The organism is Sphingobium sp. Ant17 (assembly GCF_000588875.1).
In the GTDB taxonomy this organism is placed as follows: domain Bacteria; phylum Pseudomonadota; class Alphaproteobacteria; order Sphingomonadales; family Sphingomonadaceae; genus Sphingobium.
On record NZ_JEMV01000001.1, the window covers coordinates 74,333 to 95,072 of the forward strand.

Annotated in this window: 14 protein-coding genes and 3 pseudogenes; 6 read left to right on the forward strand and 11 right to left on the reverse strand. The window is 63.6% G+C overall.

Annotation, left to right across the window (positions count from 1 at the left end; translation table 11 throughout):
- Positions 1 to 8: 8 nt before the first annotated feature.
- The 4 genes from BF95_RS00320 to BF95_RS00335 all read right to left on the reverse strand — a co-directional run bounded on the left by BF95_RS00320 (position 9) and on the right by BF95_RS00335 (position 4,399).
- Positions 9 to 1,331 carry an NAD(P)/FAD-dependent oxidoreductase gene (locus BF95_RS00320; RefSeq protein WP_043148772.1) on the reverse strand — a complete coding sequence of 441 codons (1,323 nt, stop codon included), beginning with the start codon at positions 1,329 to 1,331 and terminating at the stop codon, positions 9 to 11.
- Between the two features lie 17 nt (positions 1,332 to 1,348).
- On the reverse strand, positions 1,349 to 1,750 hold the full coding sequence (locus BF95_RS00325; RefSeq protein WP_043148598.1) for a RidA family protein: 402 nt from the start codon (positions 1,748 to 1,750) through the stop codon (positions 1,349 to 1,351).
- Positions 1,750 to 2,832, reverse strand: coding sequence for an alanine racemase (locus tag BF95_RS00330; RefSeq protein WP_081763993.1), 1,083 nt, complete (start codon positions 2,830 to 2,832; stop codon positions 1,750 to 1,752). The genes BF95_RS00325 and BF95_RS00330 overlap by 1 nt, the downstream gene beginning before the upstream one ends.
- A gap of 130 nt (positions 2,833 to 2,962) precedes the next feature.
- On the reverse strand, positions 2,963 to 4,399 hold the full coding sequence (locus BF95_RS00335) for an aldehyde dehydrogenase family protein (protein WP_081763994.1): 1,437 nt from the start codon (positions 4,397 to 4,399) through the stop codon (positions 2,963 to 2,965).
- Positions 4,400 to 4,563: 164 nt separating this feature from the next.
- Between BF95_RS00335 and BF95_RS25955 the strand changes: the two genes are divergently transcribed.
- Positions 4,564 to 5,451, forward strand: coding sequence for a LysR family transcriptional regulator (locus tag BF95_RS25955; RefSeq protein ID WP_235209511.1), 888 nt, complete (start codon positions 4,564 to 4,566; stop codon positions 5,449 to 5,451).
- A gap of 264 nt (positions 5,452 to 5,715) precedes the next feature.
- Here the strand turns inward: BF95_RS25955 and BF95_RS00340 are convergent.
- From BF95_RS00340 to BF95_RS00365, 6 genes and pseudogenes are all read right to left on the reverse strand, one after another.
- A pseudogene (locus BF95_RS00340) lies at positions 5,716 to 6,918 on the reverse strand (PepSY-associated TM helix domain-containing protein); the annotation flags it as partial.
- Entirely contained in the window at positions 6,801 to 7,343 is a 543-nt protein-coding gene (locus BF95_RS00345) for a hypothetical protein (RefSeq protein ID WP_043148776.1), read from the reverse strand. The gene BF95_RS00345 and the pseudogene BF95_RS00340, both read right to left, overlap by 118 nt.
- A gap of 26 nt (positions 7,344 to 7,369) precedes the next feature.
- Positions 7,370 to 9,478 (reverse strand): TonB-dependent siderophore receptor, encoded by a 2,109-nt coding sequence (locus tag BF95_RS00350; RefSeq protein ID WP_043148599.1) that lies wholly within the window; start codon positions 9,476 to 9,478, stop codon positions 7,370 to 7,372.
- 227 nt (positions 9,479 to 9,705) lie between these two features.
- Positions 9,706 to 11,352: a bifunctional 3-(3-hydroxy-phenyl)propionate/3-hydroxycinnamic acid hydroxylase gene (locus BF95_RS00355; RefSeq protein ID WP_081763969.1), complete on the reverse strand. Its 1,647-nt coding sequence runs from the start codon at positions 11,350 to 11,352 to the stop codon at positions 9,706 to 9,708.
- A 10-nt stretch (positions 11,353 to 11,362) separates the two neighbouring features.
- On the reverse strand, positions 11,363 to 12,211 hold the full coding sequence (locus tag BF95_RS00360; protein WP_043148600.1) for a fumarylacetoacetate hydrolase family protein: 849 nt from the start codon (positions 12,209 to 12,211) through the stop codon (positions 11,363 to 11,365).
- Between the two features lie 26 nt (positions 12,212 to 12,237).
- The gene (locus BF95_RS00365; RefSeq protein ID WP_051519780.1) at positions 12,238 to 13,095 is read right to left on the reverse strand and encodes a VOC family protein; all 858 of its coding nucleotides are present in this window, start codon (positions 13,093 to 13,095) and stop codon (positions 12,238 to 12,240) included.
- A 180-nt stretch (positions 13,096 to 13,275) separates the two neighbouring features.
- On the opposite strand from BF95_RS00365, the gene BF95_RS00370 reads away from it, so the two are divergent.
- Together BF95_RS00370 and BF95_RS00375 are read left to right on the forward strand one after the other, a co-directional pair.
- The gene (locus BF95_RS00370; protein WP_043148603.1) at positions 13,276 to 14,739 is read left to right on the forward strand and encodes a carotenoid oxygenase family protein; all 1,464 of its coding nucleotides are present in this window, start codon (positions 13,276 to 13,278) and stop codon (positions 14,737 to 14,739) included.
- A 62-nt stretch (positions 14,740 to 14,801) separates the two neighbouring features.
- Positions 14,802 to 16,254: pseudogene (locus BF95_RS00375) on the forward strand (aldehyde dehydrogenase family protein).
- A 61-nt stretch (positions 16,255 to 16,315) separates the two neighbouring features.
- On the opposite strand, the gene BF95_RS00380 reads toward BF95_RS00375, so the two are convergent.
- Positions 16,316 to 16,762, reverse strand: a complete 447-nt coding sequence (locus tag BF95_RS00380) for a hypothetical protein (protein ID WP_043148604.1) — start codon at positions 16,760 to 16,762, stop codon at positions 16,316 to 16,318.
- A 327-nt stretch (positions 16,763 to 17,089) separates the two neighbouring features.
- On the opposite strand from BF95_RS00380, the gene BF95_RS00385 reads away from it, so the two are divergent.
- The 3 genes and pseudogenes from BF95_RS00385 to BF95_RS30205 all read left to right on the forward strand — a co-directional run.
- A complete protein-coding gene (locus tag BF95_RS00385) occupies positions 17,090 to 18,997 on the forward strand; it encodes a TonB-dependent receptor (RefSeq protein ID WP_268747125.1) in 1,908 nt (635 codons plus the stop codon).
- Positions 18,943 to 19,626, forward strand: coding sequence for a TonB-dependent receptor domain-containing protein (locus tag BF95_RS30200; RefSeq protein WP_268747126.1), 684 nt, complete (start codon positions 18,943 to 18,945; stop codon positions 19,624 to 19,626). The genes BF95_RS00385 and BF95_RS30200 overlap by 55 nt, the downstream gene beginning before the upstream one ends.
- Positions 19,623 to 20,693: pseudogene (locus BF95_RS30205) on the forward strand (alkaline phosphatase D family protein); the annotation flags it as partial. The gene BF95_RS30200 and the pseudogene BF95_RS30205, both read left to right, overlap by 4 nt.
- Positions 20,694 to 20,740 lie beyond the last annotated feature (47 nt).

A 20,740-nucleotide genomic window follows, 5' to 3' on the forward strand; every position in this document is an offset into this window, starting at 1 on the left:
ACCGGGTGTCAGAGCGAGCCGACCTTGATTGTCGAACCATCGACCAGCCGGTTCAGGCGGAATTGCTTGGAGTCGACGCTTGGCCGATCGTTGGTGATGAGTTCCGACGCGAGATAGCCGATGCCGGGGCCAAGCCCGAAGCCATGGCCCGAACAGCCCGCCGCGAGATACAGCCCATCGACAGGATCGACGGCCGAGATCACCGGCACCGCGTCGGGCGTGCAATCGATATAGGCACCCCAGGCGTGGTCAACCTCTATGCCTGCCAGTTGCGGGAAGGTGCCGCGCACATTGTCCATGATTGCCTGGACCAGCCGTCGGTTGGGCACGGGGGCGGCGATGCGGTTGCGTTCGAAGAGGCGATCGTCGCGGCCGAACATCGCCGACAACGATTCCGGGCCGGTGAGGAAGGACGCGCCGACTCCCAATTGCACGGCTTTGAGCCGCTGAATGAATTGCGGCATGAATTCGCGCGCGAAGCCTATGCCCTGGGGGGTCAGTTCCAGCGTGGCCCGGCCGCTGATCGCCATGGTGTAGCTGCCGTCGAGGCGGCGGGTCATGGCGAGGTCGGGGCAATAGAGGACGTCGCCGACATTGACGGTCGGCTTGGTGCGCAGGGCCGTTTGCCGAACGCTGGCCTGCGGGAAGCGGATGCCGTGGCGGCGCAGGAAGGTCGAGGCCCAGGCACCGGCCGCGCACAATATAGCGTCGGTGCGGATCATGCCTTTCTCGGTATGGACGCCGGTGACCCGGCCGTTACTGATGCCTAGGCCACGCGCGGCACATTGCTGGTGAATGGTCGCGCCAAGAGCGCGGGCGCCTTCCGCCAATATCGGCGCGGCCAAGGCGGGTTCGGCCTTGCCGTCTCGCACCGAATGAAGGCCACCCAACCATTTGCGGCGCGTCTGCGGAATATGATCGGCTGCTTCCTTGGCGCTGAGCATATAGGTTTCGACGCCAAACTCGCGCGCGGTCGGGGTCCAGGCCTCCCAGCCTGCCAGCATCGCGGCGTCATCGGTAGTGTAGATAAGGCCGGAGCGGCGAAAGCCCAGATCCTGGCCGATCTCCGGCGCCAGACTGTCCCACAGGCGCATCGACAGCAAGGAGAGCGGCATTTCGCGCGGATCGCGATTTTGCAGGCGGCACCAGCCCCAGCTGCGGCTCGATTGTTCGCAGGCGATGTGGCCTTTTTCGATCAGGGCGACCTTCAATCCGCGCTTCGCCAGATAATAGGTGGCCGCCGTGCCGACGATGCCTCCGCCCACTACGACGACATCGACCGCGTCGGGCAAATGGTCGTCACTGGCGACCTGTTGAACAAAGGGCAGCATCATCGGCTCCTGAGGGATCAGTCGGTTGCGGCGGGCAGGCTGGCGATCGCGTCGACTTCGACCAGATAGCCATAATGGAGTTCGGGCACGGGGACGACCGTGCGGGCAGGCTGAGCGGCACCCAGCATGTCGGCATAGACGGTGTTGAAGCGCGGCCAGTTGTCGACGCCGACGATATAGGCGGTGACCCGGCACAGGTCGGACGGCTCGGCCCCCGCCGCTTTGAGGATCGCCAGCATATTGGCGATGGCCTGCCGCGCTTGCGTTTCGAATGCCATGTCGGACAGGGGCGCCTTGTCAGTCCTGATCGGCAGCTGACCCGAAATATAAAGCGTGCTGCCGGACCGGATCGCCTGCGCATAATGGCCTGCGGGGGCCGGAGCGGTGTCGGTCAGGATCGGTTGTGGTGTGTCGGTCATTACCATCCTCCAAAACGCTGCCATTCCGCCACGACCCGGTCGTCGGTGCCATGAACGACATGATAGCGGCGATGCTGCGCGCCGGTGGCGCAGGCATGGTTGGGCAGCACGCGCACCCGGTCGCCGATCTGAAGGTCCGGCAAGGTTGCGCCGGAACCCGGGCGGACCATGATGATGCCATGTTCCTGATTGGCGTCGGCCAGGATGAGATCATCATAGGCCACACCGCTGCTGTCGCAAACGATGCCATAGCCCTGATTGACCGCTTGTTTGGATGTGCCGCGATCCTGCGACATCGCCATCCAGCCTGCGTCGATCAGGATCCAGCCCTTGTCGCGTTGATGCCCGATCACCGTCGCCAGCACGGAAAGGGCGATATCCTCGATGCGGCATATGCCGACGCCCGCCATCACCAGGTCGAAGAACATGAACACGCCTGCACGCACTTCGGTCACACCGGTCAGGTCATGGGCGTGGTGCGCGGTCGGGGAAGAGCCCATGCTGACCACCGGACAGGGCAGGCCTGCATCGCGCAGGATGGTCGCAGCGTCGACCACGGCCAGGCGTTCGTCCTCGGCACAGCGGCGCAGCGCCTCTTCCCCGCGCGCGGCATAGCTGCCGCCCGCGTGGGTCAGCACCCCGCGCAGTTCGCCACCCTGGGTCAGCGCCTGCCCGATCGCGACCAGCCGGTCCCGGTCGGTCGGCAACACGCCGGAGCGATGGCCGTCGCAGTCGATTTCGATCAGCGCAGGAATAGCATCCCCCGCTTCGCGTGACGCAGCGGCGACGGCCTGCGCCTGTTCGACCGTGTCGAGGACGATGGCGAGGTCGACGCCCTGTTTGCGCAGGGCGATGACCTTGGCCAGTTTCCACGGCGCAATGCCCACCGCATAGATGATGTCGCGGACACCGGCAGCGGCGAAGAATTCCGCTTCCTTGAGGGTCGATACGGTGGCCGGTCCCTGCGGCGTGCTCATGACGCGGCGGGCCACCTCGATCGACTTGGCGGTCTTGAGGTGCGGGCGCAGCGATACGCCCAAGGGCGCGAGCCGTTCGCGCAGGCGGGCGATATTCCGGTCCATACGGTCCGCGTCGAGGATGAGACAGGGCGTCTCCAGATCGGCAAGGCGCGTGTTTGCCGCTTCGTCCTGCTGTAGTTCCAGGGTCCGGGCTATCGTCACGGTCTGTTCCTTGTGGTCATCATAGCGTTCATCATGGGAAATAGCCCACTATCGCCTTGGTCTCCAAATATTCCTCCAGGCCGAACACGCCATATTCGCGGCCGTTGCCCGATTGTTTATAGCCGCCAAAGGGGGCCATGGCGTCCCAGGCCGGATGATTGATATGCACCTGTCCTGCGCGGATCTGCGCGGCGACGGCGCGCGCACGGTCCAGGTCGCGCGATTGGACGTGTGCACCAAGGCCGTAGATGGTGTCGTTGGCGATCCGCACCGCATCGGCTTCGTCGGCATAGGGGATGAGGCAGAGCACTGGGCCGAAAATTTCCTCCTGCGCGATGCGCATCGCGGGGCGGACATCGGAGAAGATGGTGGGCCGGAGGAAGAAGCCCGTGTCCTGTCCAACGGGCCGCCCCGGACCGCCGCACACTAGCCGCGCGCCTTCGGCCATGCCGATGCCGATCATATCCTGCACCTTGTCGAACTGGTTGCGATTGGCGACGGGACCAAGGTCTGTGCCGTCCAAGGCGGGATCGTCGACGACCAGCGCCGCAGCGGCGGTAGCGGCGAGCGCTTCGATCTGCGCCAGCCTTTCGGCCGGCACCAGCATCCGGGTGGGGGCGCTGCAGGACTGGCCGACATTGCGGAAGGCCGAGGCCACGCCCAAGGGCACGACCCGCTCGAAATCGGCATCGTCCAGCAGGATATTGGGCGACTTGCCGCCCAGCTCCTGCGTCACCCGCTTGACCGTGGGGGCCGCGGCCTGCGCCACCAGCACGCCCGCGCGGGTGGAGCCGGTGATCGAGATCATGTCGATGCCGGGATGGGCGGCGAGCGTCGCACCGACTTCCGCGCCGGTCCCGGTGACAAGATTGAAGACGCCCGACGGTGTCCCGGCGTCATGCATGATCTGGGCGAAGAGGTGCGCGCTGAAGGGCGATAATTCGCTGGGTTTGAGGATGACCGCGCAGCCCGCGGCAATGGCGGGTGCGACCTTGGCCGTGACCTGATAAAGCGGCCAGTTCCAGGGCGTGATGAGACCGCAGACGCCGATGGCTTCGCGCAGGATCGCGGTGCTGCCCTGCTGCCGGATAAAGGCATAATCGTCCAGTACATCGATCGCGGCGCGGACATGGGCGATGCCGAAGGGCACTTGCGACGCGCGGGCAAAGCCGATCGCCGAGCCCATTTCCAGACAGATGGCTTGTGCCAAGGACTCGAACCGCTCTTCCATCAGCGCGAGTATCCGGCGAAGCAGGGCCACGCGGTCGGAGGGGGCCGTCGCAGAAAATGCAGGGAAAGCGCGACGGGCGGCGAGGACGGCGGCGTCGATATCGGCTGCGCTGCCCTGGACGACCGACCCGATCTGTTGCTCAGTCACCGGGCTGATCACCGGGATGGCCGGGAGCGGTTTGATCGGATCGACCCAAGCCCCGTCGATATAGAGCCGGTCGCAGGATGGGATGGTCATGAGCGAGGCTTTCTTCGGTAGGACGGACAGCGACCCGTACATTGGTTTTGACATGCCATAGGCCGAAGAATATGCCGATTTCTGAAGTCTGCAATTAACATATTCTGTATTTATAGCTAAGATGGAACTTAATGCTTTCCACTGACGACCTCCGCTTCTTCCAAATGATCGCCAGCGCGCCGTCGCTGGCCGAAGCGGCGCGCAGATTGAATGTCACGCCGCCTGCGGTCACGCAACGGCTGCGCGCACTGGAGGAGCGGATCGGGGTGAAGCTAATCGACCGCACATCACGCGGTTTGCGCCTGACCGACGAGGGAGAATTGATCGCGTCGGACGGGGCGGACATCATCAGCGCGATCGAGCAATTGTCCGAGCGGGTCGCCAGTCGCACCCGGCAGGTCAGCGGGCATCTGCGCGTGGCGGCACCCTATGGTTTTGGCAGGCGGCATGTCGCGCCGGTGGTGCGCGACTTCGCCAAAAGGCATCCGGCGATTTCGGTGACGCTGGCACTGTCCGACAGCCCGATCCGCCAGATGGCCGACAACTGGGATATCGTCGTCCATATCGGGGCCTTGCCCGAAAGCGACCGGCTGGTCACGACGCTTGCCCCCAACAGCCGCATCCTGTGCGCCGCGCCCGACTATCTTGCCCAGCACCCCCCGATCCAGACCCCGCAGGATCTGACGGCGCATCACTGCCTCGCGCTGCGCGAGAATGACGAGGACGTCACGCTCTGGCGCTTTGCCCATCCCAAGCAGGGCAAGGTAACAGTGCGGATCAAGCCGGTCATGGCGAGCAATGATGGTGAGATCATCCGCGATTGGGCGCTGGCGGGACTGGGTATCATCTTGCGGAGCGAATGGGATGTCGCGCGGGATCTGGCAGCGGGGCGGTTGCAGGCGATATTGCCCCGCTGGTCGCCGCCCGCCGCCGATGTGGTGGCGCTGCTCCACGCCCGGCAGGGGCGCAGCGGGCGGACCAATGCCTTCTTGCAGGCGCTGCGTAAGAGCCTGGCCGCGCCGCTTTGGCGCGCGGATTTTACAGCAGAATGAAGCCACGCAGCCTGCGAGGATGGCGACAGCCAACAGGAGTTGAAGGCCGCGCCGGAAGCGGTAGCCGTCGGTCACGAACAGGCTGACGACCAATATCGTGACGAGCAGCCCCCAGAAAGCCGCCACCAGCGGCGCGCCATTGCCGACCCATTGACGCAGGACGAAGGTCAGCATCAGCGCGGCCGGGCTGCCCCAGACGATGGCGTCCCAGGCGCGGGTCAGGCGCGGATGATCAAGGCCGCGCCGTCGCCGCTTGGCGAGCCAGATGGAAGTGCCCGTCGCCGTCATCGCGCACAACGCCAGGCCGAACAGAGCATAGGCGATCTTGACCGGCAGGCCGCCATAATTACCGAAGTGGAGATTATAGGCCGATGCCGCCGCCTGCTGGCCCAGTGCGCCGTCGGACAGGCCCGCCTTGCCATGATAACCGCCCCGCGCATCGAACATATAATATTCGCCGAAGATGAGCCGTTGGGGATGGAGGCCGACGACCTGCACATGCTGACCGGCGGTTAGTGGGTCATGCAGGATGAGGTAGCTTGGATGCACATCGGGATGATGGGCCTGCATATAGCGCATGGGGGCCGCCATGTCCGGGACGGGTGCGGACGCTTTGTCCGCTGCAGCCTCGCTGCCGAAGATCGGGGCGTAAACGGCTTCCAGATCGCCCTTGTAGAAACTGCCTGCCAGGCCATAGCCGGTGACGACCGCCAGCCCGATCATCGCGCCGGTAAGCGCGATCATGATCGTGAAGGGCAGCGTCCAGACACCCAGCCGGTTGTGCCAGTCGGCCAGCCCCACCCCGCCGTTACTGCGCGCGCGCAGGCGGAAGGCATCGCGGAAGATACGCGGATGCGCGACCACGCCGGTTATCGCCAGCGCCACGATCATGACGCCGAATATACCGACGAGGATCATGCCCAGCGTCGATGGCAGATGCAGCGTATAATGGAGCGACAGCAGATATTCGGACCAGGCATTTTCCTCGGGCATGGCGATGGTGCCATCGGAGGCGACATGGACCGCCTGATGATCGGTGGTGATCGTGGTGCGCGGCAGGTCTTGGGTCGGCAGATGGACGTAGAGATGCGTGGTGAGCGGCTTGCCCTTCTCGCTGGCCAGCACGGTTTCCACCGCGCGTTGCACCGATTGGGGCGCGATGGTGCGCATTTCCGGCGCGGTCGGCTGCTCGATCCGCTGCCATTCGGCAAAGAAGACGACGATCGTACCGGTCAGGCAGATGAGATAGAGGAAGGCCCCCGCCAACAGGCCAATGGCGGCATGGGCAGACAGCGCATCGCGGACGGTCGCCTTGTCGAAACCTTTGGTGCCGACGCTTTCGCCGCTGCTCATAACATTGTTCCCCACAAGATAGGCAGTCCGCCGACCAGAAGCGGCACGCCCAGCATCAGCCATTGGGTGCGCCGCCGCCTGGCCAGCAGCAGCAGGACGATCAGGACCGACCATAGCAAGGGCGTCAGAAAGAGGGTGGTGACATTGGCATTGGCCTCCCCGCCCCCATTGGCGGACATCCACAAGCGGATCGCCAAGGCTAAGGCGAGCGATGCGGCCAAGGCAAGCGGCACGGTGATCAGGAAGGTCAGCAGGCGGCGACCGATATAAGACGGTTCGCCTGCGTCCGGCAGCATATGGGCGCGGCGCTGGGACGCGCGCACCTTATCGCGGGGGGCGGTCCAGCCAGCGACGGCGAGGCAGCCGAAGGCGCAGAGCATCATCGGCAACGACGCCACCGCCACGCCCCAGGCACCATGGCCGATCCCGCCTGCAACCAGGCCGAGGATCAGCACCCCCCAGGCAGCGCCCAGCAGCGGCACGGAACGTACGCGCAAACCCCAGGCGTGACGCAGCAGCAGCACCGCCGCCGCCGTCATCGCCGATCCTGCCCAGACCCACGCCATCAGAAGGCGTAGGTCAGCGTGCCGAAGACATTGCGGTCCGCCCCGATGAAGCAGTCACCGCGCGACAGGCAGGCGGCATAATGTTTCTTGTTGAACAGGTTGGTCGCATTGATCGACATGCGCCATTGCCGCCAGTTCACCTCCGCCATCGCATCGACCAGCGTATAGGACGGGGTGCGCACGGCACCGCCGGACCAGTTTTCGCCGACATAGCGCACGCCGGTGCCGAGCCGCAGCGACTTGTCTTCGTCCATGCGGAACGTCTTGGTGGCCCAGGCGGACGCGCCATATTTGGGCACATTGTCCAGTTGCCGCTCATCCTCATTTTCGTTCAGATAGGCTTTATTATAGCTGAAATTGGCGATGATCTCATAATCGCCGGGCAGCGTGCGGCGGCCTTCGAACTCGAACCCCTTCGATGTTGCCTTGCCCGCCTGGACTGAAACGGTGGGTGTCAGGTTGATGACCCGGTTGCTCTGTCGGATATGATAGGCGGTCGCGGTCAGCAGGGTGCGGTCGTCGGGGTGGAGTTTGACGCCGGCTTCATATTGGCGGCCGCGTTCGGGCTTCCACGGTGTGCCATCAATGGCCCCACCGGAAATGGGATTGAAGGATTCGGTGTAGCTGAAAAAGGGTGAGACGCCCGTTACGACTTCAGCGATGATGCCCGCGCGGAAGGAGGTGGCCTTGGCCGTTTCCTTGGTCCGGCTGTTGGTCGCGGGATCGCGGCTCTTGGTGTCGACATGGTCGCGCCGTCCGCCCAGCACGATCGAGACGCGGTCCCACAAGCGGATCTGGTCCTGCACATAGAAGCCCAGCTGTGCCTGCGTCACATTGCTGTTGGTGCCATAGAGATAGCCAGCATCGCCCGGCTGCGGAATGCCGCCGCCATAGTCGGACAAGGACGCATAATCGATATCGTAAATGTCGATCGTTTCGAATGCTGCGCCACCCAATTTGCGCACCCGGTTCCAGCTATAGTCGACGCCCGCCAGCAGGATATGTTCGATCGCATCGCCGGTGTTGAAGTCGATCCGCACATTATTGTCGGTCGAAAGGACATTGGTGTTGGCGTAGCTGCCATCGGCATAAAGACCGATCACCCGTTGCGCGGGATCGAGATAGGGGTTGGCCGGATTGCTGTAACTGTTGGGATAATGGGTGAAATAGGTGACATCGGTATCGATCACCCGCGCCTTGAGGTTCAGGCGGACATGGTCGTTGAAGCGATGTTCCAGCAGGGCCGTGCCCTGCAGGGTGCGGCCGTCATAGCGATCCCAGCCGGGCTTGCCGATGAAGGTGCTATTGGGCAGTTGGCCATTGGGATTGGGCGCAAGCGTGCCGACGATCGGCAGGAACTGCGAAATCGAGCCGCCATCATCTTCCTGATATAGACCCAGCAGCGTCAGTTCGGTCTGTTCGCCCAGTTTGAAGCGCAGCGACGGGGCCAGCATCACGCGGTCGTCGGCGACATGATCGACCTGCGTATCGGCGTCCCGGACCCGCGCGACGAGCCGCGCAGCGACGCCGTCGGTCAGCGACCCCGTGACGTCGCCCAATATCTCCTTGCGATCGAACGAGCCGTAACGCACCGACATTTCGCCATGCGTGTCATAATCGGGCCGCTTGGACACGGTGTTGATGAGGCCGCCGATCGAACCCGACCCGAACAGCACCGAAGCGGGACCGCGCACGACTTCGACCTGCGAGAAATTATAGGGGTCGGACCGGATGCCCGCATAATAGCTGAACAGGTCGCGCATGCCATCGCGGAACTGCAGCGGGGCAATGCCGCGAATGAAGGCCCCATCCTCGCGACCGTCCGCGCCATAAGGGTTGGCGACCACGCCTGACACATAGCGCAGCGTGTCGGCGATCGAGATCGCGCCCTGCGCCTGATAGGTTTCGGCGTTGATGATGCTGATCGGCTGGGGCGTTTCGATGAGGGGCACGTCGGTCTTGGTGCCCGCGCCGCTCGACTGGCCCGCAACCGCGGTGACCACAATGCTGGACTGGTCCACAGCGTCGGCGGCGTCGGGCGCCTGCGCGAAGGAGGGCGTGGCGGTCATGGCCGTGCAGAGGCACAGCGCGAGCTTTGCAGCCTTCATAAAATCCCTTTTATGGCAATAGCGGGCGTAGATTCACCCTGTCGGCGATCTACTAATGCGAACCACTATCATTCGCAACCCACTTAGGCGGTTCATTCCGCTTTTTTGTTGCGGGTGCAAGCGCATGACCGGGCTGAATGCGGGGACCGGCTAACGCCTTTCGCGATGGGGATTAAGGCGGGACTGCATATGCGATACGTCGGCTGGCAGCCCCGCAATGCCCCGCGCTATGCCGCTATGGCGACCTTGTCCGCTGTCATCAGTAACGCGAGCTGTCCTATCCTCTCATCCGCTTCGGCCGAGAGGAACGTGGTGAGGACATAGCGATCAGGCCGGATCAGGAGGATGCGGTCTTTCTGGCCGCCTGCCGCCTTGAGGATGATCGCATCACTATCGATCACGGTTTCCATGTGGATGGACGGATGGTCGGCCACCCCTTCCGATTTGACGATCAGGATTTTGGGCTGGAGGCCAGCCAGCACGGCCCATCGCCCCGTATCGAAGGTCGATGCCATCGCATCGCTGAAAAAGATCAGCGCGAAGCCTGCGCCCAAGGCCTCGTCCAGCAGCGCCTGGCGGCCATCCTGTCGCACTATCCGGGGTTGCGGCAATAATCGCCCGACCATCGTGCGACGAGCACCCAGGTGATCGGGCAGGATGAAACCCGCTTCGAACCGGGGCTTTGGCTTATACTTCATCTGCGCGAAATAATCGCGGCAGGTGGGCCACAGGCCCATGACCCGAAAGGCCGTCTGCGTTGCGTAACCAACCGTGCGGTTGCGCGGCCCCATGATCCGCCCCATGCGCAGCGCCAGCTGGATCATCTCGCCAACATGGGCGCGCCGCTCGCTTTCATAGCTGTCGAGCAGCCGTGCGGGCGCGCGGCCGGCGCTGACCCAGGCGAGTTTCCACGCCAGATTATGAGCGTCGCGGATGCCGCTATTCATCCCCTGCCCGGCGAAGGGCGGGGTGAGATGGCAGGCATCCCCGGCCAGGAAGACCCGCCCGTTCGACCAGGTCGGGGCGAGGCGCGCGTGAAAGGTGTAGACGGTCTTGCGACAGATGCGGCTGTCGGGATGGGCACCATGCGACGCCAGCAGGGCTTGCACCGTCGCCTGGTCGACCATGGCTTCCGGGTTCTCGCCGGGCAGCAGCTTGAATTCGAAACGGCGCGTCAGATTGGGTCCGGGCAGCGCGATGCAGGGCCGTCGCGTATCGCAAAAGACGATCGTCTCCTTGCTGGCAATCGGCGAATCTTCCAGATCGACGATCAGCCATTTTTCCTCGAACGTCTCGCCATCCAGCGTCAGCCCCAGCGCCCCGCGCACGGGACTGCGCGCGCCATCGGCACCGACCAAATAGTCGCAACGGACGATCCGCTCGGCTCCGGTGGCATCTTCCAGCGTGACGACTACGCCCGTCGCATTCTGGTCGAAGCTGCGCATCGCCCAGCCGAACAGCGTGTCGACGCAGGCAGAGCCATCGAGCGTCTGGCGCAATTGCGCTTCGAAGAGCGGCTGGCGAAAAGCGTTGCGGCGGGGATAGCCATAAGGCTCCTCGCGCGGTTCGACCTTCAGGAAAAGGCGGCCTGCGGGCGTATAATATTCCGAGCCATAGCCAGCGACAATGCCGGGCAGCACCGCATCGATCGTGCCTGCCGCCTGCATCGTGCGCAGCGATTCATCGTCGATCGATACCGCCCGTGGTTCCTGGACAGTGGTGCTGTTGCGTTCCACCAAAAGCGCGCGGGTGCCGTAGCGGGACAGGAGATTGGCCAACGTCAGACCCGTCGGCCCGCCGCCGATCACTATGACAGGATAGTGATCGGCGGCCGGTGGCGCGGATGCGTTGGCCTGGGTGCAGGCGGCCGACATAATTGCGTCCTTATGCTTCGGCCTGGACCGGATTGACGAGAAGCCCAACGCCCGGGATGTCGATTTCCACGACATCGCCCGCCTGCAACCAGGAAGGCGGCTGGCGCTTGGCGCCCACGCCCCCTGGCGTGCCGGTGACGATGACGTCGCCTGGCGACAGGGGCGTGAAGGTGGAGATGTAGGCAATGAGCCGGGGGATCGGGAAAATCATGTCGGCGGTGGGCTGCGACTGGACGACGGTGCCGTTGACGCGCGTGGTGACCGACAATGTGGACGGGTCGGGAATCTCATCCGCGGTGACGAGCCAGGGGCCAAAGCTGCCGGTATCGGGGAAATTCTTGCCCGGCGTGAATTGCGCCGTATGCCATTGCCAATCGCGCACGGACGCATCGTTATAGCAGCTATAGCCAGCCACATGCTCCAGGGCATCGGCTTCGGCGATGGCCCGTCCGCCCTTACCGATCACGATCGCCAGTTCGCCTTCATAATCAAGCATGGTGGAGACGGTGGGCAGGATGATCGGCTGGCCATGTCCGGTCTGGCTGTCGGCAAAGCGCGTGAAAATGGACGGGTAGCTGGTCTTGTCGCGACCGGTTTCGAGCCGGTGGGTCTCATAATTATGGCCGACGCAAAAAATCTTGCCGGGATTGCCGATGACGGGCGCCAGCGTCACGGCCGCCAGCGGCAGTCGCGCAGCCGTCGCCATCGCGGACCGAACGGCATCCAGCGCATCGGCCGCGATCACGGATTTGAGATCAGGAAACTGCCCGCGCAGCATATCGCCTGCATCGATCACTTCGGTGCCGTCGATCACGCCATAGCTTGCGCGGCCATCGAGAAGAAAACTCGCCAACTTCATCTATATTCTCCGTCTATAGGATGGGATCAGCTGCGCAGCAGCCCCTGCCCCCAACTGTTGAGCGTTCGCTGTTCATGCGGCCATCGGCCTGCGGGCCGCTGGTGATCGACGATCTCCAGTTCCGCCGAAATCTCGACCCAATTGCCATCGGGGTCATGCACGAACAGGAAGAGATTATTGCCCGGCCCATGGCGACCTGGCCCCCATTGGATGGGGATATGTTCCGACGCCATATGATCGCCCCAGTCGCGGATCATGTTCCAGTCGGTGGTTTCGTAGCAATGATGGTCCAGCCGATCCTCGGCCGCCTTGAACACCGCGAAGCTGTGATGCTCCTGACTGCATCGCAGGAAGGATGTGCGGATGCCCCCTTCCCCATCCACCACATCGTCCGACAGGGTGAAGCCAAGAGCATCGACAAAGAAGCGCACGATCTTCGCCGGATCCCGGCTGGCGACCACGACATGCTGCAGCCGGGCGGGCAAGGCCTGCATCCTTTGCGATCGATCGCGCGCGATGCCGAAGACGAACCGATTACCGTCGGGATCGACCGTCTCGATCGCGTCGGTCAGAAGATCCGTCACAACCGGGCGATGGCTGAACCCTGCTCGTTCGATGCGGGCAGCGAGCCGGTCGCGTTCCGCGACATTGGGCACAGCAAAACCCGCGCGCATCAGCGTCTTGGGTGCGCCGGGCACGAAGATCAGATGCCGATCAGGCCCGCTCGCGATGATCGCGTCGTTCGTGTGCCGCACCTCATATCCCATCGCCCGCTCATAGAATTGGGCCGTTGCAAGGGGGTCCGGGCTCGCCAGTTCCAGATAATGGAGGCGCGCTACCAATGTGTCGAGGGGACGGCCCCATCGCGTGTGGGCAGAAGACATGCCAGGCTCCCGGGAAAGTGAAACGACCAAGGTTGCCGTTTTGATAGCAAAATTCCTACATATCAGGAATTATGTTGTCAATCATGTTTTCCATGATGTATGCCGCGCCATCGGATCGGCTTCTTAATTCGGCGATGACGGTGCCGCCCCAGATGCGGCAAAGGACAATTGGAGAGAGTGATGACAGTCAGATTTCCTGCCACGCCAGACTTTACGGGTGCGCTTTATACGCCCTCACGCTTCGAAGGGTCGGTCATCGACCTGGAGATCGAAGGCGAGGTTCCCGCGGCGCTGGAAGGCAGTTTCGTTCAGGTTGCCCCGGACCCGGCCTATCCCCCGATGCTGGGCGATGACATCTTCTTCAATGGCGATGGCGTGGTCACGGCCTTCCGCTTTGCCGACGGCCATGTCGATCTACACCGACGCTATGTCGCGACCGATCGCCTGATCGCCCAACGCGCGGCGCGGCGGTCGCTCCATGGCCTCTACCGCAATCCGTTCACGAACGATCCGTCCGTCGCCGGGACGAGCGGCAGCACGGCCAATACCAATGTGATCGCCTTTGGCGGCGTCCTGCTGGCGCTTAAGGAAGACAGCCTTCCCTTTGCCATGAACCCCGACACGCTGGAGACGATCGGCGAATGGGATTTTGCAGGGCAAATCGGCAACCGGCCTTTCACCGCCCATCCGAAATTCGATCCCGCCGACGGCAGCCTGCTCGCCTTTGGCTATGAAGCGCGCGGCATCGCCACGCGTGACATCGTCTATTATGAATTTTCCGCTGACGGCGACAAGCGGCGCGAGATATGGGTCGAAGCCCCCTATTGCGGGATGATCCACGATTTTGCGGTAACGCCCCATTTCGTCATTTTCCCGCTTCTCCCTGCGACGGCGGATCATGCCAGGATCGCCGCTGGCGGGCGGCATTTCGAATGGCAGCCCGACCTTGGCTTTCAATTCGGCGTGATGCGCCGCGATGGCGACGGCAGCGACATAAAATGGTTTACCGGCCCCAATTGTTTTCAGGCGCATGTCCTCAACGCCTATGAGGAGGGCGACACGATCCATCTCGACATGCCAAGCGCGAGCGGCAATGTCTTCGCCTTCTTCCCCGACGCCAATGGCAGTTCGCCGCCGCCCCATAGGCTTGCGTTCGAACTGACGCGCTGGACGTTCGATCTCCTCGCGAACAATTCGGAGGCGACCCGCACGACGCTATTTGACGAACCCTGCGAATTTCCGCGCTGCGACGATCGCGTGGTGGGCCTCGCCTATCGTCACGCGATCATGCTGGGGTGCGACATGCGCCTTTATGCCATGGATCGGCTGGGGCCACCGCCATGGCAATTCTTCAATCAGATCGTCCATCTGAATGTCGCCACCGGACAATCGGAACGCTGGTGCGGCGGCGACGCCGAATGTTTCCAGGAACCAACTTTCGTGCCGCGCAGCGCGACCGCACCGGAAGGCGACGGCTTCATCCTGTCCCTGCTCAATCACCTCGAAACCCAGACGACCGAACTCGTCATCCTGGATACGCAAAAGGTTGGCGACGGCCCCGTCGCCCGAATCAAACTGCCTGTCAGATTGCGCATGAGCCTGCATGGCAATTGGGTTGCAGCGGCGGCCACAGACCCCAAGTGACAGTTTCTATTCCCCTTCTCGAAGGACATATGATGACCGACAGCAGCACAGCCTATACGGATATGGACGGGCAATTTATCGCCGGTACCTGGCGCGCCGGACGCGCCGGCAAGACGGCCGCCAACCATAATCCGTTCGATGACAGCATCCTCAACGAAATCTCGCTAGCGAACGAAGCGGATCTGGACGACGCCTATAAGGCCGCCGCCACCGCGCAGAAGGATTGGGGGCGCACGTTGCATAGCGAACGCAGCGCGCTCTTCATGCGGGTCGTATCCATTCTGGATGCGCGCAAGGACGAGATCATCGGCTGGCTGGTCCGCGAGGCCGGGTCGACCCTGCTCAAGGCGACGATCGAATGGGGCGCCGTCCGGGCGGGCGCGATGGAAGCGATCGCCCTTCCCTCGCGCGTCGAAGGCAAGATCATGCCGATCGACGTTCCGGGCAAGCAGAGCTTCGTCTATCGTGAGCCGATCGGCGTCATCGGCGTGATCAGCCCGTGGAATTTCCCGATGGTCCTCTCGCACCGCTCGATCGCGCCTGCGCTGGCGCTGGGCAATGCCGTCGTCGTCAAGCCGGCGGAAGATACACCCGTAACCGGCGGCCTGCTGCTCGCCAAAATCTATGAGGAAGCCGGGCTGCCGGCGGGCCTGCTCAACATCGTGGTCGGGGCGGTCGAGGATATTGGCGACGCCTTCACGCTGCATCCGACCCCCAAGCTCATTTCCTTCACAGGATCGACGCGGGTGGGCAAGCGGATCGCCGAACTGGCGGCGACCGGAACCCGGCTGAAGCATGTCGGCCTCGAACTGGGTGGCAATGCGCCGTTCGTCGTTCTGGACGATGCCGATCTGGACCTCGCCGTGCGGGCCGCCGCCTTCGCGCGTTTCCTGCACAACGGCCAGATCTGCATGAGCAGCAACCGGATCATCGTCGATGCCAGCATTCATGATGCGTTCGTCGACCGGTTCGTGGCCCATGTGCGCACCTTCAAGACCGGTGACCCGAGTGACCCTTCGACGGTCATCGGTCCATTGATCAACGCAAAGCAAAAGGCGGCCGCGCTGCGCAACATCGCCGCGGCACGTGCAGCGGGCTTTACCGAATTGTTGGCGGGCGAGGCGGGAGGCGGACGGCCTGCTGGTGCCCCCACATATTTATAGCGGCGTCCCCAATGACAGCGATTTTGCCCAGGCGGAACAGTTTGCGCCAATCGCGCCGATCATCAAGGCGGCCAATGAAGAGGACGCGTTGCGCCTCGCCAATGCCACTGAATTCGGCCTGTCGAGCGCGGTCTTCACCCGTGACATGGCCCGGGGCATCCGCTTCGCGCGCGGGATCGAGGCGGGCATGACCCATGTGAACGACATCTCGGTGCAGGACAGTCCGTTCAACATGTTTGGCGGCGAAAAGAATTCGGGGATCGGCCGGTTCAATGGCGATTGGATCATCGCGGAAATGACCACCGATCACTGGATCACGGTGCAGGATACCCCCCGGCACTATCCTTTCTAAGACTGCGCCTTTAACGGTCGGCGCGCGCACCTGCTTCGCAACTATGGTGCGCGCGCTCCCTTCATAGCGGTTCGGACATGGCGATCCGCAGTGCGGGCGGCGCAAGCACAGCGGCAAGTGCCACCGCATAGGCCGTCTTGAAGAACAGGACGACAGGCATGCCCCAGACCGGCGGGGTAATCATGGGCAGGACCAGCCAGATCATCGGCAACAGGATCGCCGTGACGGCAAGAGCGGCGATCGCGGCCCGGAATAACGGATGGCGTGGCCAAGACTGTGCGCTTGCCGCGACACCATCGATCTGAAGGCCGGATTTGCGGCGCAGGCGAGTCACCAGCGTCGCCATCAATACGGTCATGAGCGCAACCATGAACGTCTGCAAACTCAGGTCGATCATCAACCCGCCCGGCCCCGCCAGCGCAACGCGGCTGGCAGCACCAAAGACGAAATAGGCCATCAACAATGTCATGGCGACATTGACGCCGATGCTGATCGACGTTTCCACCATGAGGTAACGCGTTTTTGCGGCTCACTTCACCATCCTCCCATATAATAGCGTTTTTACAATTATACGGGAATATCGTATTTTTCCGGGCAGCGCGAGAGCAATCGACAATTGTCCTCCGGCGGGATGCCTGTGCCGACGATGATGCGAGCGACGGCCCGATGGCACTGAGGGGCTATCGCGGACAAATCGCGTCTTTTCCACGCTTCGCAGAGCGCCGCCACTGTGACAATCAAGACACATCACGGCCCTGCTCGCCATCCTGGTGCGCGGCTGTCACAGGCCTTTCATACACAGCGCCTAGCGCCTCTTTTCAAAGGGGTCCGTACCATGAAAATTCATATTCTCGCGCTTACCGCATCCAGCCTTACCGCGCTGTCCTGCTCCGTCGCCTATGCTCAGGCACCCGTCGCCGAGCGGGACGATATGATCGTCGTCACCGCCCAGTTGCGGGAGCAGGATCCGATCGAAGTGCCGTTCGCGCTGACCTCGGTCGGCAGCGAGCAGCTTGATCGCTTTGGTATCGAGGAATTTGAAGAGCTGTCGCGCTATGTGCCGGGCTTCGTGGTTCAGAACCAATCGCCCAACAATCCCGGCTTCGTGATGCGCGGCATCACCTCCGACAGCGGCAGCGCGTTCAACGAACCGCGCGTGTCGGTGTTTCAGGACGGCGTCTCCATCTCCAAGTCGCGCGGTTCCTATGTCGAACTGTTCGACATCAGCCGGGTCGAAATCGCCAAGGGGCCGCAATCCACGCTCTATGGTCGCGGCGCGCTGATCGGCGCGGTCAATATCGTGCAGAACAAGGCGCAGCTTGGCGCTTATGAAGTGGCGGGCAAGGCATCCTATGGCAATTATAATGCCTGGCTGGCCGAAGGCATGGTCAACGCGCCGTTGAACGACGACATGGCGATCCGCCTGGCCGGGCGCGTGCGCAAGCGCGACGGCTTCATCGAAAATCTGTCGGGCGGCGAGGATTTCAACTCGGCCGACACCTATGCGCTGCGCGGCAGCTTCCATGGCGAGGCGGGCGCGCTCAGCTTCGACCTGATCGGCAATTATCAGAAGGATACGCCGGAGGGCACGGCGTTCAAGTCGATCGCCTTTAACCCGACCGACCCCACCACCGGGGCCGTCATCGGCGACCGGGGCCGCAACAGCGGCGCGGCGCTGGCCCCTGGGGCTGGCTTCGAAGGGGGGCAGGCGCTGGGCCTCGATCGTCAGGTCTGGGGCGTTACCGGTTTCGCCAACCTTAAGCTCAGCGATCAGTTCACGCTCACCTCCATCACCGCCTTCCGCAAGTTCGACACGCTGGAAATCTTCGACGCCGACGGCATTTCGCTGCCGATGCTGACGGCGGCCGAGCGGGCGCATGGCGAACAGACCAGCCAGGAATTTCGCCTGACCTATGAAAGCGGCCCGCTGACCGCCTTCATGGGCGCAAGCTATTTCCACGAAGACGGCTATCAGCGCACCCCTGCCCAGCTTGACGAGCGCGTGTTGCTTGCCCGTCTGGCCGGTGCGCTGAACGGCGGCGGCGCGATCCCCGGCCGTCCCGCGACCGATCCTGCCCCCGCCGCCCTGTTCGCCAGCCCCGCCTTCACCGGTGCGCTGTTGCAGGGCGTCGCCGCCGCCAACGGCATCGCGCTGTCAGCGGCTCAGGCGCAGGCGATCGCCGCGAACCTCAAGTCCAACCATATGGAAACCGCCACCAACAGTTCCAGCACAAAGGCCGTCGACCTGTTCGGCGACGTCACCGTGCGCGTCACCGACCAGTTCGAGCTTGGCGGTGGCCTGCGCTACAGCCATGACGACAAGCGCAGCAGCTATAGCGCGTCGGTCCTCAACGGCCGGTCGATCCTGGGCGGCGTGATCGGCGCGCTCAGCCAGCCCGCCGCCGTCCGCACCGCGCTGCTCAATGCGCTGTCCGTACCCGGCGCAGCGTCGATCCCGCCGTCGGCCGCCTACCCCGTGCCCTTATTTGGCCTCGCCAACCAGCCGACCGCGGGCAATGGCGGTATCGACAGCGCGAGCAACAAGAGTGGCGGCTTCTCCTGGCGCCTGACCGCGCGCTACATGCCGAGCGCCGACGCCAGCCTCTATGCCACCTATGCGCGCGGACGCCGTCCCGAAATCCTGGCCCCCGCCGGACCTGGCGCGCCTTTGGTGCGACTAGCTTTGCCGTGCTGCCGTCCGAAACGGTCGACAGCTATGAAGTCGGCGTCAAGACTGCGTTGATGGACCGCACCCTGTTCCTCGACGGGTCAGCCTTCTTCTACCAATATGATAATTTCCAGACGAGCGTGCAGCAGGGCACGCAGATCATTACCACCAATGCGGGCAAGGCCGAAAGCTATGGCTTTGAAGGCCAGGCGCGCTGGGTGCCGAGCGATGTGCTGAGCCTCTATGCCAGCTATGGCTACAACCATAGCCGCTTCAAGGCGGGCATTCGCGAGGGCAACCGCTTCCGCCTGTCGCCCGACCATAGCACGGCATTGGGCGCGATCCTGAGCGTGCCTGCAGGGCCCGGTCGCGTTGCCTTCTCGCCCAGCATCACCTGGCAATCGGCGGTCTTCTTCGACGATGACAATGACCGCGCCGACCTGCAACAGCCGCCCGCCGCGCTGGTCGCGGACAATATCCAGGACGAAAAGCAGAAGGGCTATGCGCTGGTCAATGCCCGGCTCGGCTATGAAGCGCCCGGCGGTGGCTGGCGCGTCGAGGCCTTCGTCGAAAATGCGTTCGACAAGGCCTATATCAAGGATGCGGGCAATACCGGCGACGGGCTCGGCATGCCGACCTTCATCGCGGGCGAGCCGCGCTTCTACGGCGTGTCGGCCAGCTTCCGCTTCGGCGGTGCGAAATGAGGGTCGATCGCCGTTCCGCGCTGGGCCTGATCGGCGCTGGCGCTGCCTTCTCCTCCACCGGCGCGACCGCTGCGCAAGCTGCAGCGGTGCGCTTCGACCATGGCGTGGCCAGCGGTGATCCAACGGCCCAAGGCGCAATCTTGTGGACGCGCGTCACGCCCGTCAATGCCGATCATGCCGCGCCCATCCCGGTCCGCTGGCATGTGGCGCAAAGCGCGGATGCCAAGCCGCTCGAAAGCGGCGAGGCGCAGGCCCGCCCCGCGCGCGACTTCACGGTCAAGGTGGAGCCAAAGCGGCTGAAGCCGGGACAGGATTATGTCTATTGGTTCGAAGCGGCCGATGGCACGCGCTCACCCAATGGCCGCTTCCGCACCCTGCCCCAGGGCAAGACCCAAGACGCCGTCTTCGCCGTCGTGTCCTGCCAGCTTCATGCCGGTGGCTATTTCAACGCCTATCGGTCGATCGCGCAGCGTGACCGGGTCGATGCGGTCATTCATCTGGGCGACTATATCTATGAATATGGCGCAGACGGCTATGGCGCGGAGATCGGCAGCAAGCTCGGTCGCATCGCCGAGCCCGCCCATGAGGTCGTGACGCTGGCCGATTATCGCATCCGCCATGCTCAATATAAGCGCGATCCCGACATGCAGGCCGCGCATGCCCGCGCCGCCTTCATCTGCGTCTGGGACGATCATGAAACCGCCAATGACAGCTGGATCGGCGGCGCGGAAAATCACCAGCCCGCCACCGAAGGCGACTGGAAGGCGCGCAAGGCGGCCGCGATGCAGGCCTATTTCGAATGGATGCCGATCCGCGACGCGCAGGATGGCAATCCCTGGGAAGCGATCAACCGCAGCTTCGATTTCGGCGATCTGGCAACGCTGATGATGGTCGAGACGCGGCTGCTCGCCCGCAACGAAGGCGCGGCCTTCAAGGGCGAGACGCCCGGCGCGGCGGAGATTGCGGCGGTGCTGGCGACGCGCAACCGCGCGGATCGCGAATTGCTGGGCGAAGCGCAACGGGCCTGGCTCGAACAGGGGCTGACGGCATCGGTCGCGGCGGGCAAGCCCTGGCAGATATTGGGCAATCAGGTGGTGATGGCGCGGGTCGCCGG

Bases quoted from the DNA above. Each gene is read 5' to 3' on its own strand.
- BF95_RS00370 (WP_043148603.1), top strand. From the start codon at position 13,276: ATGACAGTCAGATTTCCTGCCACGCCAGACTTTACGGGTGCGCTTTAT.
- BF95_RS00320 (WP_043148772.1), bottom strand. From the start codon at position 1,331: ATGCTGCCCTTTGTTCAACAGGTCGCCAGTGACGACCATTTGCCCGAC.
- BF95_RS00355 (WP_081763969.1), bottom strand. From the start codon at position 11,352: ATGTCGGCCGCCTGCACCCAGGCCAACGCATCCGCGCCACCGGCCGCC.
- BF95_RS00330 (WP_081763993.1), bottom strand. From the start codon at position 2,832: ATGGACCGGAATATCGCCCGCCTGCGCGAACGGCTCGCGCCCTTGGGC.
- BF95_RS00385 (WP_268747125.1), top strand. From the start codon at position 17,090: ATGAAAATTCATATTCTCGCGCTTACCGCATCCAGCCTTACCGCGCTG.
- BF95_RS00365 (WP_051519780.1), bottom strand. From the start codon at position 13,095: ATGTCTTCTGCCCACACGCGATGGGGCCGTCCCCTCGACACATTGGTA.
- BF95_RS00380 (WP_043148604.1), bottom strand. From the start codon at position 16,762: ATGGTGGAAACGTCGATCAGCATCGGCGTCAATGTCGCCATGACATTG.
- BF95_RS25955 (WP_235209511.1), top strand. From the start codon at position 4,564: ATGATCGCCAGCGCGCCGTCGCTGGCCGAAGCGGCGCGCAGATTGAAT.
- BF95_RS00325 (WP_043148598.1), bottom strand. From the start codon at position 1,750: ATGACCGACACACCACAACCGATCCTGACCGACACCGCTCCGGCCCCC.
- BF95_RS00345 (WP_043148776.1), bottom strand. From the start codon at position 7,343: ATGACGGCGGCGGCGGTGCTGCTGCTGCGTCACGCCTGGGGTTTGCGC.
- BF95_RS00360 (WP_043148600.1), bottom strand. From the start codon at position 12,211: ATGAAGTTGGCGAGTTTTCTTCTCGATGGCCGCGCAAGCTATGGCGTG.
- BF95_RS00350 (WP_043148599.1), bottom strand. From the start codon at position 9,478: ATGAAGGCTGCAAAGCTCGCGCTGTGCCTCTGCACGGCCATGACCGCC.
- BF95_RS00335 (WP_081763994.1), bottom strand. From the start codon at position 4,399: ATGACCATCCCATCCTGCGACCGGCTCTATATCGACGGGGCTTGGGTC.